The 12,968-nt window shown below is 60.2% G+C and carries 15 protein-coding genes and 1 pseudogene; 8 read left to right on the forward strand and 8 right to left on the reverse strand.

The features are described 5' to 3' along the window. Window positions 1-250 (forward strand): annotated as a pseudogene (locus ACTJK9_RS29365) (phage infection protein); the annotation flags it as partial. A 72-nt stretch (window positions 251-322) separates the two neighbouring features. On the opposite strand, the gene ACTJK9_RS29370 reads toward ACTJK9_RS29365, so the two are convergent. Next, window positions 323-658, reverse strand: a complete 336-nt coding sequence (locus ACTJK9_RS29370) for a hypothetical protein (RefSeq protein WP_039767351.1) — start codon at window positions 656-658, stop codon at window positions 323-325. A 173-nt stretch (window positions 659-831) separates the two neighbouring features. On the opposite strand from ACTJK9_RS29370, the gene ACTJK9_RS29375 reads away from it, so the two are divergent. Beyond that, window positions 832-2,511 carry a sensor domain-containing diguanylate cyclase gene (locus tag ACTJK9_RS29375; RefSeq protein WP_440817830.1) on the forward strand — a complete coding sequence of 560 codons (1,680 nt, stop codon included), beginning with the start codon at window positions 832-834 and terminating at the stop codon, window positions 2,509-2,511. A gap of 124 nt (window positions 2,512-2,635) precedes the next feature. Here the strand turns inward: ACTJK9_RS29375 and ACTJK9_RS29380 are convergent, their stop codons facing one another. Together ACTJK9_RS29380 and ACTJK9_RS29385 are read right to left on the reverse strand one after the other, a co-directional pair. Continuing rightward, window positions 2,636-3,022 (reverse strand): c-type cytochrome, encoded by a 387-nt coding sequence (locus ACTJK9_RS29380; RefSeq protein WP_064600885.1) that lies wholly within the window; start codon window positions 3,020-3,022, stop codon window positions 2,636-2,638. A 55-nt stretch (window positions 3,023-3,077) separates the two neighbouring features. After that, a complete protein-coding gene (locus ACTJK9_RS29385) occupies window positions 3,078-4,409 on the reverse strand; it encodes a PLP-dependent aminotransferase family protein (protein WP_440817832.1) in 1,332 nt (443 codons plus the stop codon). Window positions 4,410-4,498: 89 nt separating this feature from the next. On the opposite strand from ACTJK9_RS29385, the gene ACTJK9_RS29390 reads away from it, so the two are divergent. Continuing rightward, window positions 4,499-5,392, forward strand: coding sequence for a DMT family transporter (locus ACTJK9_RS29390; protein ID WP_440817834.1), 894 nt, complete (start codon window positions 4,499-4,501; stop codon window positions 5,390-5,392). A 3-nt stretch (window positions 5,393-5,395) separates the two neighbouring features. Here the strand turns inward: ACTJK9_RS29390 and ACTJK9_RS29395 are convergent, their stop codons facing one another. Then, the gene (locus tag ACTJK9_RS29395) at window positions 5,396-6,217 is read right to left on the reverse strand and encodes an AraC family transcriptional regulator (RefSeq protein ID WP_221397652.1); all 822 of its coding nucleotides are present in this window, start codon (window positions 6,215-6,217) and stop codon (window positions 5,396-5,398) included. Between the two features lie 134 nt (window positions 6,218-6,351). Here ACTJK9_RS29395 and ACTJK9_RS29400 point away from each other — a divergent pair, with 134 nt between their 5' ends. Continuing rightward, window positions 6,352-6,870, forward strand: a complete 519-nt coding sequence (locus ACTJK9_RS29400) for a carboxymuconolactone decarboxylase family protein (RefSeq protein ID WP_085613246.1) — start codon at window positions 6,352-6,354, stop codon at window positions 6,868-6,870. A gap of 19 nt (window positions 6,871-6,889) precedes the next feature. Here ACTJK9_RS29400 and ACTJK9_RS29405 read toward each other — a convergent pair whose 3' ends face one another. Next, the gene (locus tag ACTJK9_RS29405; protein WP_440817835.1) at window positions 6,890-8,335 is read right to left on the reverse strand and encodes a SulP family inorganic anion transporter; all 1,446 of its coding nucleotides are present in this window, start codon (window positions 8,333-8,335) and stop codon (window positions 6,890-6,892) included. A gap of 174 nt (window positions 8,336-8,509) precedes the next feature. Here ACTJK9_RS29405 and ACTJK9_RS29410 point away from each other — a divergent pair, with 174 nt between their 5' ends. Both ACTJK9_RS29410 and ACTJK9_RS29415 read left to right on the forward strand, forming a co-directional pair. Continuing rightward, window positions 8,510-8,806: a DUF7693 family protein gene (locus ACTJK9_RS29410; RefSeq protein ID WP_064600887.1), complete on the forward strand. Its 297-nt coding sequence runs from the start codon at window positions 8,510-8,512 to the stop codon at window positions 8,804-8,806. A gap of 77 nt (window positions 8,807-8,883) precedes the next feature. Further along, on the forward strand, window positions 8,884-9,429 hold the full coding sequence (locus ACTJK9_RS29415) for a hypothetical protein (RefSeq protein WP_039767367.1): 546 nt from the start codon (window positions 8,884-8,886) through the stop codon (window positions 9,427-9,429). Window positions 9,430-9,485: 56 nt separating this feature from the next. Here ACTJK9_RS29415 and ACTJK9_RS29420 read toward each other — a convergent pair whose 3' ends face one another. After that, on the reverse strand, window positions 9,486-10,100 hold the full coding sequence (locus tag ACTJK9_RS29420) for a hypothetical protein (protein WP_074688914.1): 615 nt from the start codon (window positions 10,098-10,100) through the stop codon (window positions 9,486-9,488). 123 nt (window positions 10,101-10,223) lie between these two features. Further along, window positions 10,224-10,682 (reverse strand): GNAT family N-acetyltransferase, encoded by a 459-nt coding sequence (locus ACTJK9_RS29425; protein ID WP_440817836.1) that lies wholly within the window; start codon window positions 10,680-10,682, stop codon window positions 10,224-10,226. A 123-nt stretch (window positions 10,683-10,805) separates the two neighbouring features. Here ACTJK9_RS29425 and ACTJK9_RS29430 point away from each other — a divergent pair, with 123 nt between their 5' ends. Further along, the gene (locus ACTJK9_RS29430) at window positions 10,806-11,447 is read left to right on the forward strand and encodes a TetR/AcrR family transcriptional regulator (RefSeq protein WP_440817840.1); all 642 of its coding nucleotides are present in this window, start codon (window positions 10,806-10,808) and stop codon (window positions 11,445-11,447) included. 55 nt (window positions 11,448-11,502) lie between these two features. After that, window positions 11,503-11,775: a DUF3630 family protein gene (locus ACTJK9_RS29435; protein ID WP_440817838.1), complete on the forward strand. Its 273-nt coding sequence runs from the start codon at window positions 11,503-11,505 to the stop codon at window positions 11,773-11,775. 25 nt (window positions 11,776-11,800) lie between these two features. Here ACTJK9_RS29435 and ACTJK9_RS29440 read toward each other — a convergent pair whose 3' ends face one another. After that, window positions 11,801-12,763 carry an IS110 family transposase gene (locus ACTJK9_RS29440; RefSeq protein ID WP_221397423.1) on the reverse strand — a complete coding sequence of 321 codons (963 nt, stop codon included), beginning with the start codon at window positions 12,761-12,763 and terminating at the stop codon, window positions 11,801-11,803. Between the last annotated feature and the right edge of the window lie 205 nt (window positions 12,764-12,968).

The following is a 12,968-nucleotide window of genomic DNA, read 5'->3' on the forward strand; positions in this document are numbered from 1 at the left end:
ACGCCGTGTTGCCGAAGGTGGCGCTGATCGTCTGATCGAACGCCGCGTTGCTGAAGGTGGCGCTGATCGCCTGATCGAACGTCGCGTCGCTGAAGGTGGCGCTGATCGCCTGATCGAACGTCGCGTTGCTGAAGGTGGCGCTGATCGCCTGATCGAACGTCGCGTTGCCGAAGGTGGCGCTGATCGCCTGATCGAACGTCGCGTCGCTGAAGGGGGTTCGGATCGTCTGCTGGAACGCCGCGTCGCCTGAATCAAACGCTCTACCGCTGTACAAACAAAAAGCCCGGCCTGATCAGCCGGGCTTTTTCACATCCACCGCCGCTTACTGAACGGTTTTCAGCTTGACCACGTCACCGGAGACCTTGGTGGTGTAGCCGCTCAGGACCCATGCCCAGAACCAGTTTTCCTGAATCTGAGTGTTGATCATGGCATCGCCGCCCTTGGCCTGGATGGCGGCCTCTTGCGCACGGACGAAACGGCTGTTCTGCCGGATCGGGATCACGCCGAACAGCATCAGGCCGGTGGCAGTGGCTTCGCTGTGGCCAATCACGGTGTATTGGCTGCTGTCGTAATGTCTGGTGTTCATCGGGGTGCCGGTGCAACCTGCCAGAACCACACCGAACAGTGCGGCGGCGACTACTTTGCTGAGGTATTTCACTGCAAGACTCCATGGGTAAACGCCCGGGATCCGTCTCTCGGGCGGCGCACACTCTACCGAACGAAGTGGCTCATTGATATCAGCCTCGGCAGATTTTCATTAAACGCTTTGCTGGCAGCCCGTCCGCGATGTCGCATACCATGGCGCCACTTCAATAAAAACAGACTTCGCCCATGCTCAAAGCCAGCCTGCGTAGCCACCTGACTCTTTGGTTTGCCGGTTTGTCTCTGCTGACGCTATTGAGCGTGGGCTTTTACGTCGGTGATATCGCCACTGAACAAATGAAACGCGCCAGCGGCAATGCGCTGCTGAGTACCGCGCGGTCGGCGGCGACGCTGCTGGGCGAGCAGTTGCGCGAGCGGCAACTGGAGGTCTATCTGCTCAGCCGGGCGCCACATCTGGAACGCGGCGATCTGGACAATCCGGCAATTCTCAAATCGATGCAGCTGCGCACCGAAGCCCGCTCCGAGTATGCGTGGATGGGGGTGACCGATGCTCAGGGGCTTGTGCATCAGGCAGTCAACGGTTTGCTGGTCGGTCAGGTCGTGCAACAGCGCCCATGGTTTCAGGCCGGTCTGCGCGGGGAATACACCGGCGATCCGCACGAAGCCATTTTGTTGGCGAAACTGTTGCCAGGTCTGCCCAACGGCGAGCCACTGCGCTTCATCGACTTCGCCGCGCCCATCCGCAACGCCGATGGCCAGGTGATCGGTGTGCTCGGCGCCCATGCGCACTGGAGCTGGGTCACGCACATCGTCGAATCGGCAGCGATGTCGCACAAGGGGGCGGAGCCGGATATCGAAGCGCTGATAATCGATCACGACGGCAAGGTGCTGTACCCGGAAGCGCTGGTTGGCCAACAAATGCCGGCCAAGGATCCGAAGTCCCCAGGCTGGGTCGTCGGCAACGGGTACCTGACCAGCGAGGTGACTGTGCCGACGCCTACGGGCACTGCGCTGTCGTGGTCGATTGCGGTGCGTCAACCACTGGACACTGCACTGCAACCGGCGCGACTGCTGTTTTATAAATTGCTGTTGCTGGGTGTTTTCGCTGCCGTGGCATTCGGATTCGTGGCGTATTACCTGGCGCTGTACCTGAGTCGGCCCATCGAGCACCTCGCGCGCTCAGCCCAAAAAGTGCAGAACAACCAACCGGGGGCCCACTTCCCTCTCCAGCATCCCGTGCGGGAAATTGCCCAGCTCGGCCAGTCCATCGATGCTATGACCCAGTCGCTGCTTGCCAAGGAGCGTGAGCTGCAAGAGACCAACGCTTCGCTCGAAGCCACCGTCGCCCAACGCACGGCGGCCCTGACCCTGGCCAACGCCGAGCTGCTGAACCTGGCCACCCACGATGGCTTGACCGGTGTCTATAACCGCCGCCGCTTCGACGAAAAACTCACCGAATACAGCCTGCTGTTCCGTCGTACCGGGCGGCCGTTTGCATTGCTTCTGATTGATGCCGATCACTTCAAGCACATCAACGACACTCACGGCCATGCGGCCGGCGACGACGTACTGCAGCAATTGGCGCAGCTGATCCAGATCAGCATCCGGAGCACGGATTTCGTCGCCCGTTACGGAGGCGAAGAATTTGCGGTGCTGCTGCCGGAAATCGCCAAGCCCGATACGCCCGATATCGTCGCCGAAAAGATTCGATCAGCGATTGCCGCAGCGAGCTTTTCAACGGTCGGCCCGGTGACGGTCAGCATCGGTGTCGGCCTTGCCGACCCGGCCGACAATGCTCCGACAGCACTGCTCAAACGTGCTGATCAACAGTTGTATCAGGCGAAAGCCGCGGGTCGTAATCGCGTAGCCTGCCAGACGTCACTCACCGAAGTGGCCGGACTCGGCTGACCTGCAATTGAATCAGGTGTTGGTCTTCAACCGGGTCCAGAACCGTGTCATCAACCGGGCAATCACTGCCGGCAGTTCATCACAGTGAACGGGAACTGCATCGCGCAGCCCCTGCACAGATTCTTCATTGCTGAGAAAAGGTCTGAAGATACGCCAACAAATTATCAATCTTCTCCTCGTCACTCAGCCCCCAAAAGATCATCCGCGTCCCCGGCACCACGCCCTTCGGATCCTTCAGATACTTCGTCAGCGTTTCACGATCCCAGGTCAGGCCGGAGTTTTTCATGGCGTCGGAGTACACGTAATTCGCCGACGTCCCCGCCGGGCGGCCGATGATGCCGTTGAGTTCCGGACCGAATCCCGGCCGGGCAGATTCGCCGACTTGATGACAACCGCCGCACAGGCGCGGGAAGATTTTTGCGCCGGCCTCGGCGTCACCGGCAGCCAGTGTCGGCGTGCAGAACAGGCCAGCGTTGAGGATCAGGGCGAAAGTCAGTGCAGCGTTTTTCATCAGGGATTTCCAGGTCTTCGGCGGCGCCAAGGGTAATCCTGCGCGGTCACTTGCGCTACAGGTAGGCGCCCACGACCTGGCGGACTTTGAGCAAGGCTTGACGCAGGGCAAGCATGTCCACCGATCCCAACGCCAGACGAATCGCGTGGGGCACATGGGTGGACACGGTGAAGGGCTCGGCGGTGGTGACGGAAACCTGTTCGTGCATCAACTCGACCACGATGTGGTCGGCCCGAATATCTTCCGGCAGCGGCAGCCAAAGAAAATACGAAGAGGGATGGCCGACAGTCGGCATTCCTTCGAGAATCTGCGCGGCCAGGGCTTGCCGGGCCTGGGCATCGCTGCGCTTTTGCGCTTCGAGCAAGGTGACGGTGCCGTCGTCGAGCCAGCCGCAGGCGATGGCGGTCATCACGCCGGGGGTGTTCCAGGTGGTCGCGCGGATGATCCGCTCCAGCGCCGCCACCCGCTCGACCGGCGCGGCGATGAAGCCGACACGCAGGCCGGTGGCGATGTTTTTCGACAGGCCCGACACGTAGACCGTGCGTTCCGGTGCCAGAACCGCCAACGGGGGTGGCGGGTTATCGACCAGAAACGCGTAGGCCGCATCTTCGATGATCGTCAGATCATGTCGGCGGGCAATCGCGATCAAATCCTCACGTTGTTCCAGAAGCATCACCCAGCCCAGTGGATTGTGCAGGGTCGGCATGCTGTACACCGCACGCACCGGTCGTTGGCGGCAGAGTTTGTCGAGGGCCGCCAGATCGGGGCCCTGCTCATTGACGGGAATCGAGACCACTTCAAGGTGCAGCGCTTCGGCCAGCACTTTGAATCCCGAATAGGTCAAGGCGTCGGCGGCGATCACATCGCCGGGCTTGAACAGCGCCATCAACGTGACTGCCAGCCCTTGCTGCGCGCCGTTGACGATCAGCACCTGCTCGGCCTCGACACTCAAACCGCGTGTTTGCAGGTGCCGCGCCACCGAGGCCCGTTCATGCTGGCGACCGGCGTGGGGCTGATAGCGCAGCAGCGCTTCAAGGTCGCCGGACAATGCCAGTTGCCGCAACGCAGTGCGCAACAACTCGGCCTGCCCCGGCAATGACGGGTAGTTGAAGTTCAGATCGATCATGCCCACCGCGACGTCTTTCTGGTCGATGCCCTGCCCCGGCAACAACGACGTTTCCCGCACGAACGTGCCGCGCCCGGCTTCGCCGCTGACCAGGCCCATGGCCTCGAGCTCGGCGTATACGCGCGAGGCCGTGACCAGCGCCAGCCCTTCACTGGCTGCCAATTGCCGGTGAGTCGGCAAACGCGTGCCGGGCAACAGGCGACCAGCGCGGATGTCGGCGGCATAGGTGTCGACGAGGGTCTTGTAGCGGGAGCGCGGCATGTCGGCTTGTATCCATGACAATTTTTTGATTGTGCTGATTCTCAGCCCTAGGATCGATCCAACGCAACCCACCTCCGAGCGCCACATCCATGGAACGAACCACCCACCTCGGCACCCCGGCCCTGGAAAAAACCAGCGGCTGGATCAATGGCTTCATCGGCGTCGTGATCTTCAGCGGCTCGCTGCCCGCCACGCGGTTGGCGGTGCTGGAGTTCGACCCGGTGTTTCTCACCGTCATCCGCGCGACCATCGCCGGCGCCCTGGCGTTGTGTCTGTTGTGGCTGCTTCGCGAACGGCGTCCGGCGCGGGATCAGTGGTTCTCGTTGTTGATCGTGGCGCTGGGCGTGGTCGTGGGTTTCCCGCTGTTGACGGCCTTGGCGCTGCAATACGTGACGTCGGCGCATTCGATTGTGTTTGTAGGATTGCTACCACTGGCGACGGCGATTTTTGGTGTGTTGCGCGGTGGCGAACGTCCAAGTCCGGTGTTCTGGATTTTTTCGGTGCTGGGCAGCTCGCTGGTGGTCGGTTTTGCGATCTCACAAGGCCTGACCGCCTCGCCCACCGGTGATCTATTGATGCTGGCGGCGATTCTCGCCTGCGGCCTCGGTTATGCCGAAGGCGCCAAACTGTCGCGCACCCTCGGCGGCTGGCAGGTGATCTGTTGGGCACTGGTGTTGTCGTTGCCGGTGATGGCTGTGCTGAGTGTGTGGCTGGCGCCCGCCTCGTTCAGCGGTATAAGCCTGTCGGCGTGGGTGTGCCTGGCTTACGTTTCGCTGTTCAGCATGCTGATCGGCTTCGTATTCTGGTATCGCGGGCTGGCTCAGGGCGGGATTGCGGCGGTCGGACAGCTGCAATTGCTACAACCGTTTTTTGGCCTGGCACTGGCCGCGACCTTGCTCCATGAGCATGTCAGCGTGGGCATGCTGGTGGTTACGCTGGGGGTGATCCTGTGCGTGGCCGGGGCGAAGAAATTCGCCAGATAGTCTTCAACTCGCGCCAGCCTTCCATTCCCGCGGGCTGAGCCCGGTCTTGCGTCGAAACGCCCGGGCCAGCGCCGAAGGACTTTCATAACCGACTTCTTCGGCAATCAGGGCGATCGGTCGTCCCTCGCGCAGGCGTTTCTGCGCGAGGCTGATCCGCCAGTTCACCAGATAATCCACCGGCGTCTGCCCCACCACCCGCCGGAAGTGGTCGGCGAAACCGGCGCGGGACAGGTTGGCGGCGCTCGCCAGTTCGGCGACGCTCCAGGCCTTGGCCGGTTGGTCGTGCATCAGGTTCAAGGCTCGGGAAATCTTCGGATCGGCCAGCCCCGCCATCATGCCGGGCTGCTGGTTGCGACTGCTGATGAGGTGGCGCAGCAGCAGAATCACCAGCAACTCGAACAGCCGGTCCATCACCGCTTCGCGCCCGCAATGGCCGTCGAAAGCTTCCTTGAACAGCCACTCCAGGGTGTTGGTCATTTCCGGAAGGTCGGCGAGTTTCAGCACCAGATAATCCGGCAGCGCTGCCGCCAAAGCATTGCCCGCGCCGCCGTCGAAGGTCAGCGAAGCACACACCAGTTGCGTGCCCATGCCTTCATCGGCGAACAAGCGATGGGCCATGGGGCGGGGAAAAAAGATCAGGGTCGGTTCGTTGAGCGAGACTTCAGGATCATTGCCCGGTTTGAGCAATAACTCCCCCGCCTGCAACAGGTGCACATGCCCGCACACCTGATCGCCGCCGTAGGCGCTCAACCCGCAGAACGTGCCGCTGTGAAAGGTGCCGGCATTGACGCCGAAATGGCTGAGCAACGTAGAAAGGCGATCCATGACTGATTCTCGCAAGGACAGGTTTGGACGATCTGTCGCATATCCTCGACGATTTGCACCCAAAGCACCAGCCGCGCTCAATAACATGACCTCCATCCCCGGCGCACTTCGCACCGGACTTTCGGAGAATCACCATGAGCCGCATCGCCCCTCTCAGCCTCGAAACCGCCACCGACGCCACTCGCCCAGTGCTTGAAGGCGTGCAGAAAAAAATCGGTTTCCTGCCCAACCTGTTCAAGACCCTGGCCGTCGCACCTGTCGCGCTGGATGCCTACGTGCAAATCTCGGCAACCCTGGGCAAGACATCCCTGAGTGCCAAGGAAAAAGAGGCGGTGTACCTGGCCACCTCGCAAGTCAACGGTTGCGACTATTGCCTGGCGGCGCACACCCTGTTCGCCAGCAAGGCCGGGCTGGCAGCAGAAGAAATCATCGAAGCGCGTCATGGCCGGCTCAATGCCTTCGCCACCCTCGCCCAACAACTGACCGAGACTCGTGGTCATCTGAGCGATGAACAGATTGCCGCCGCCCGCGCTGCCGGCATCGACGACAAGAAGATCATCGAAGTGATCGCCCTCGTCGCTGTGCAAACCCTCACTAACTACCTGAACAACGCGGCGCTGACCGACATCGATTTCCCGGCAATCGATGCCTGACCAGTGACCGGGGTCGATCTCAGTCGTGATCGACCCCGGCGCGTTTCAGCAATTTCTTGCAGCGCTCGGACAGGTGAAACACCTGCAACTGCTTGCCCGCCTTGGCGTAGCGTTCGCGCAGGGTTTTCAGCGCAGCGATGGCCGAGTAATCGACAAAGCTCAGGTGCCGACAATCCAGCGTCACCCGTTGCGGATCGCTGGCCGGGTCGAACTGATTGAGAAACGGCGTGGTCGAGGCAAAAAACAGCGTGCCGTGCAGGCGATAGAGTTTGCTGCCGTCCGCTTCCAGATGCTCATCGGCGTACAGCTCGCGCGCTTGCTGCCAGGCAAAATTCAGCGCCGCGATAATGATCCCGCACAACACTGCCGTGGCCAGATCGGTAAACACGGTGATGGTGGTTACCGCGATGATCACCAGCACATCGTTGAGCGGCACTTTGTTCAGCACCCGCAACGAAGCCCAGGCAAACGTCTGCTGCGACACCACGAACATCACCCCCACCAGCGCCGCCAGCGGAATCCGCTCGATCAGCGGCGACAGAAACAGAATGAACAGCAGAATCAACACACCCGCCACCACGCCAGACAACCGTCCGCGTCCGCCGGAACTGAGGTTGATCACGGTCTGGCCGATCATCGCGCAACCGCCCATACCGCCGAATGCACCGGAGACCACGTTTGCCGCCCCCAGCGCCACGCATTCGCGATCCGGGTAGCCACGGGTTTCGGTGATTTCGTCGGTGAGGTTGAGGGTCAGCAGGGTTTCCAGCAAACCGACCAGCGCCATCAGAATCGCGTAAGGCGCGATGATGCGCAGGGTGTCCAGCGTCCACGGGATGTCCGGCAGCGCAAATTTCGGCAGGCCGCCGGCGATGTGCGCCATGTCGCCGAGGGTGCGGGTCGGCAGGCCAAGCAGATAAACCAGCAAGCCTACGCCGAGGATCGCCACCAGTGCCGGCGGCACCGCGCGGGTCAGGCGCGGCAGGATGTAGACGATGGCCATGGTCAGCAGCACCAGCCCGGTCATCACGTACAACGGCGTGCCGCTGAGCCACTGTTCACCGCTCTTGAAATGCTCCAGTTGCGCCAGCGCGATGATGATCGCCAGGCCGTTGACGAACCCCAGCATCACCGGGTGCGGCACCATGCGCACCAGTTTGCCCAGCCGCAACAGCCCGAACGCCATCATGATCAAGCCGCCGAGCAACACCGTCGCCAACAGGTACTGCACGCCGTGTTGCACCACCAGCGCAACAATCACCACCGCCATCGAACCCGCCGCCCCGGACACCATGCCCGGCCGGCCACCGAACAGCGCGGTCAGCGTGCAAATGATGAAGGCGCCGTACAGGCCCATCAGCGGATTGAGGTGAGCCACCAGCGCAAATGCAATGCATTCGGGCAACAGGGCAAACGAGGTGGTGAGTCCGGCCAGGACATCGGCGCGCAGACGAATCGGTTTCATGGCTTACCTGACAGAGTGGCCGACGGGCGCGGCCGCATGCATTGGCGCAAAAGAGCGCCGAGGAAAAAGAGGGTTGCGGATGTTACGCAAATGCACCGGCGTGGGCCAGTCATCGCTGACAACCGCCGGCGCGCGCTCTATGCTGGCGCGCAGTTTTTGCCAGTGGAGCCTCTGATGCCGAGCGAATTGACCAGCCGAGAAGTGTGCCAGCGATTGCGCGATGCCGCGCTGGGCGTGTGTGGTTTGCGGGTGATGGACGCGCGAGCGGATCGGGTTGCGGTCGACATCGAAGGCTGGCGCTTGCAACTGGACTTCGACGGCCAGCGCCTGCATCACTGCGCTGATTGTCTGTGCCCGGACGGTCGCGAGTGGACGCTCGACACCCGGCAGCGCTTCGGCACCGATCCGGTCAGTCTGTTGAGTACCTGGGAACTGGCGCAGATCGAGGGCTTGTTGCGACAACGTGAATGAGGGATGGCATTCAGAGTTGCTCAATGATGGCACTCTGCCCATAATTCGCCCCCCTCTTCTACGCGCAAGGAACTGCCGTGAAAAAATCGCTGTTGTTGATCCCGTTGTTTGCTCTGCTCCTGCAAGGCTGTGGCATGACCATGGCCCGTTACGAGCCAAGCTTCGACAACGTTCAGAAGCTCAAGCAGACCCCGCCGCTGCACGCGATCAGCAATCCACAGGTCACTGCTGAATCGGGCGAAGGCTCGTTGATGGTCCGCGCCAACCCGATCAAATCGCCGACCGGCAGCATCCCGGCGCACATCCAGGACGCGATCACCGAAGAACTGCGCAAGGCCGGTCTGCTCGATCCGCAGGCGACGCGTCATCTGCAAGTGCTGGTGGTGAAGAACCAGCTGAACGCCGGCATGGGTACCGGTGACGGCACCATCGCTGCACGCTTCACCCTGCGCAATGGCAACGATGTGGTGTACGACGCCACCAAAGATGTCAGCCATCAGTGGAACAGCAGCTTTTTCGGCTTTATCGCGATCCCCAACGCGACCAACGCCTACAACCCGATGCTGCAGGACTTGCTGAAGAATCTGTACAGCGATCCACAGTTCATTCAGGCCCTGAAGTAAGGGCCAAAAAAAGAGCCGCGATTGCGGCTCTTTTTTTGCCCACTCGCTGGAGTGAGTCAAATGCCCGAATACTTCGGACGGTTGCTGTCGGCCCATTCCTTGAGCAGCGCATTGACCTGCCGAGTGAATGTATCGGTCACCGCCGCTTTCGGCGTATTGAACGCCAGCGGGAGGAACCAGATGCCCATCCAGGTGCCGACCGCGTCATGGTTGCTGGCGGTAGACAACGGCTGGCCTTGCTGATCGAGGGTTTCCAGGCTCATGGTGTACTGGTCGGTGGCATAGGCTGGAATGATCGTCATGCTCAGACCACTGATGAACGCCAGCACCAGCTGACCGCCATTCGGTGGATGGTTGTACATTTTCAGACGCAGGCTGTAGTCACCTGGCTGCTTCTCGAACTGGTCGAAGGTCACACGACCGAACAAACCCGAATCCTTCAGGACGGTCTGCAATTGCGGTTTGAGCATGTCCCGAGCTTGTGGCATTTCCACGGCGGAAGCGCTTTTCGGCTCGCCCTGGTAAAAGTCGAAATCGACATAGATGTTTGGCTTGTTGGCATAACTGGCCATCGATGGCAGCGTGACCGGAGCCACTTCGTCCTGGGTGAAACTGGCACAGCCGCCCAGCGCGAGCACCAGACCCAGCGCCAGGATTTTCCCGAATTGCATGATGTCTTCCCTAAAGTGATATCAAAGAGCCTCCATTGCGGAGCGCCGGGGGCGGATTCTAGTGATCGTCTACGTTCGGGAAAAGACCTGATTCGGGAAAACCCTGAAAAAGATTGCGCCGGCTCAGCTTTGGCGCAAATCGAGGGTGTACGTGTAATAGCCCATATCGCGCACCCAACCGAGTGATTCGTACAAACCCTGTGCGCTGAAATTATCGGTGGCGGTTTCCAGCACCAGTCCCTTGGCGCCGGTTTCGACGGCGAAGTCGCGGGCGGTGTTCATTAATAGCCGCCCCACTCCACAGCCACGGGCGGCCGGCGTGGTGAACAGGTCGCTGAGCAGCCAGGTGCGATGGGCGTCAATCGAGGAAAACGTCGGGTACAGCTGCACAAATCCCAGCGCCTCACCGCTTTCATCCTCAACCAGAAAAATCGCCGATTCATTGCCAACCATGCGCTCGGCGATGAAGGTCCGTGATTGCTCGAGATTCGATGGCTGGCCGTAAAAGCCGCGATAGGCGTCGAACAGCTTCGCCACTGCGTCGAGGTGAATCGTCGTGGCGCGCAGTGCCTGGAGAATCATTGGCCTATTCCTGATGTTATTGAAATTGAAACCAGCATAGCGCTGAGGAACGAGTTCGCTGGCTTAATCGCTATATAGTTTTGTATATTACGAAGCCGAAATGGCCAGACCTCCATGCCGTCCATGAGCAGCATCCGCGAACGCAACCAGCAATTGATCCTGACCGCCGCCAGTGAAGAATTCGCCGCCAACGGCTTCGACGCGACCCAGACCCGCGACATCGCCGCCCGCGCCGGTGTGCCCAAGGCCAATCTCTATTACTACTTCCAGAGCAAGGAAAACCTCTACGGCAAAGTGCTGCTCGGCTTCGTCGAGCCGTTGCTGGAAGCCTCGGCGATGCTACGCGAAAGCGACGATCCGCTGATCGGCCTGCGCGCCTACGTCGCCGCGCGCATCCGCATCGCCCGCGAGCATCCTGCGATCGCCAAAGTGTTCAGCGGTGAGTTGCTGCTCGGTGGCCGTCAGTTACCCGATGAATGCCGCGACTTGTTGCACGGTGAGGCCCGACGCAATGTCGAGTGCCTGCGCAGCTGGATCGACCGCGGTTTGCTGGCGCCGGTCGATCCCGAGCATTTGATGTTGTTCATCTGGTCGGCGACGCGCACCTACACCAACATTGCCTGGCAGATGGGGCGCATCACCGGGCGGGAGGTGCCGCAGGATGAGGATTATGCGGTGGCGGCGCAGACGATTACGCGGCTGGTGTTGAGCGGTGCGGTGTCCGAGCCGGTGAGTGATGTTCGCAGGTTGATGTTTGCGACCTGATTTCAGGCAGTGGCAGTATGCCCTCCCACCCTCATCGTCATTTAAGGAGCAGCTCGTGGCCGCTTCGGATATTCACCTGTCGGACAGCTCTGACAGAGAACTCTTCACGCGCATCGCCGATGAGCTCCAGCAGACGCTGAGCGGAACCTGGAAAACCCAGGCCAGCGGTCTGGATCAGTATTACTGGGATCTGGCAGTCGATGGTCAGGTGATTACCCTGCACCTGGAGCATTATCTGGGGATCATGTTGTTGGTGGAGGACGCGGATCCGCAGTGGGTGGCGTCCGAACGGTTTCAGACCGTGGTGCGGCGGCTACAAATGGCGTGATCCGCATGCGTCATTGTGGGAGATTCTATGTTGCAGGGGAACCCTGCAACCTTAAATTCGGTTGGTATTCGCTCTGGTTTTTCATGAGGGCGAATGCCACCCGGCAAAGCTTGCGGGCGAGGATGACCAAGGCTTGGGTTCTGGCTAGACCTCTTGCCAGATAGGACTCATAGAACGGTTTCCAGACAGGGGACCGACAAGCTGCCATAGCTGCATTGTGTGCAAGACGCCGTAATTCCCCGTCACCTTTTTTGCTCAAGTGGCGAGGACTGTGTTTCTTACCTGAGTCTTTTGCCTTCAAGTCCATTCCCAGAAAGGCGATGAACGCATCGGCGCTGGCGAACTCACCTCGCATGTATGTAGTTGCCAGGCCCGTTGCCGTGAGTTCACCAACTCCTTCAATCGCTTTGCAGCGTCTGATGTTTTCACTAATTCCGGCTTCTTGGCTGACTTTACGAAGCAACTCCTGAATGGCCTGATCCAGCTGTTTGAAATGCTTCAACCCATCGGCCAAAAGATCTTCAAGAAGAGGTTCGGTTGACCAGCTCAGCTTGATACTGACTCGGACCTTCATCAGCTGTGCACGCTTGTTAAGCAGACTTTTCAACACTGTGTAGTGCCGCGGTGGTGGGTTCCAGACCCGCAGCCGATGCTGTTCACTGGTTAGATAACGCGCCAGAAGACGTGCATCACAAGGGTCGGTTTTTGCACGCTGACCGATGCTTTCGCGGTAATGGCTCACCCGGTAAGGGTCCACGATGTAAACCCGATGCCCCATACCATGGGCCAGTTCGGCCGTGTCCAGGTGGTAGAGATTAGTGGCTTCCAGGGCGATTGAGCTTTGGGCGGGCAGGGTCTTCAGCCAATGACCTACAGATGTGCGGTCGTTGTTGATGGCCTGGATGATTTTCAGATCTTCGCGATAAACGACGATTTCGGCCTTGGCCACATCGACACCAATCACCGTTGGCGAGGTAAGGATTGTCATGACGAATCCTCGGAGCTAGGGTTTAAGAGCTTGTCGGGGTCTACCGTAGCGCTGGCTTGCCTCTATCGTCGGTTTTACCGATGAATTCCTTATCGGCGCTTTAGGTAGAAAGGGCGGGACGAGAAGTCTCCCACGGTCCGTACTGGCTAGAGTCGGAATCGAGCTTTTAGTCCCGCCCACCCCTTCAAGTCTAAACATACAAGCG

It is taken from the genome of Pseudomonas sp. 22082 (genome assembly GCF_052046055.1).
GTDB lineage: Bacteria > Pseudomonadota > Gammaproteobacteria > Pseudomonadales > Pseudomonadaceae > Aquipseudomonas > Aquipseudomonas pharyngis.

Bases quoted from the DNA above. Each gene is read 5' to 3' on its own strand.
- ACTJK9_RS29375 (WP_440817830.1), top strand. From the start codon at position 832: ATGCTCAAAGCCAGCCTGCGTAGCCACCTGACTCTTTGGTTTGCCGGT.
- ACTJK9_RS29380 (WP_064600885.1), bottom strand. From the start codon at position 3,022: ATGAAAAACGCTGCACTGACTTTCGCCCTGATCCTCAACGCTGGCCTG.
- ACTJK9_RS29385 (WP_440817832.1), bottom strand. From the start codon at position 4,409: ATGCCGCGCTCCCGCTACAAGACCCTCGTCGACACCTATGCCGCCGAC.
- ACTJK9_RS29390 (WP_440817834.1), top strand. From the start codon at position 4,499: ATGGAACGAACCACCCACCTCGGCACCCCGGCCCTGGAAAAAACCAGC.
- ACTJK9_RS29395 (WP_221397652.1), bottom strand. From the start codon at position 6,217: ATGGATCGCCTTTCTACGTTGCTCAGCCATTTCGGCGTCAATGCCGGC.
- ACTJK9_RS29400 (WP_085613246.1), top strand. From the start codon at position 6,352: ATGAGCCGCATCGCCCCTCTCAGCCTCGAAACCGCCACCGACGCCACT.
- ACTJK9_RS29405 (WP_440817835.1), bottom strand. From the start codon at position 8,335: ATGAAACCGATTCGTCTGCGCGCCGATGTCCTGGCCGGACTCACCACC.
- ACTJK9_RS29410 (WP_064600887.1), top strand. From the start codon at position 8,510: ATGCCGAGCGAATTGACCAGCCGAGAAGTGTGCCAGCGATTGCGCGAT.
- ACTJK9_RS29420 (WP_074688914.1), bottom strand. From the start codon at position 10,100: ATGCAATTCGGGAAAATCCTGGCGCTGGGTCTGGTGCTCGCGCTGGGC.
- ACTJK9_RS29425 (WP_440817836.1), bottom strand. From the start codon at position 10,682: ATGATTCTCCAGGCACTGCGCGCCACGACGATTCACCTCGACGCAGTG.
- ACTJK9_RS29430 (WP_440817840.1), top strand. From the start codon at position 10,806: ATGAGCAGCATCCGCGAACGCAACCAGCAATTGATCCTGACCGCCGCC.
- ACTJK9_RS29440 (WP_221397423.1), bottom strand. From the start codon at position 12,763: ATGACAATCCTTACCTCGCCAACGGTGATTGGTGTCGATGTGGCCAAG.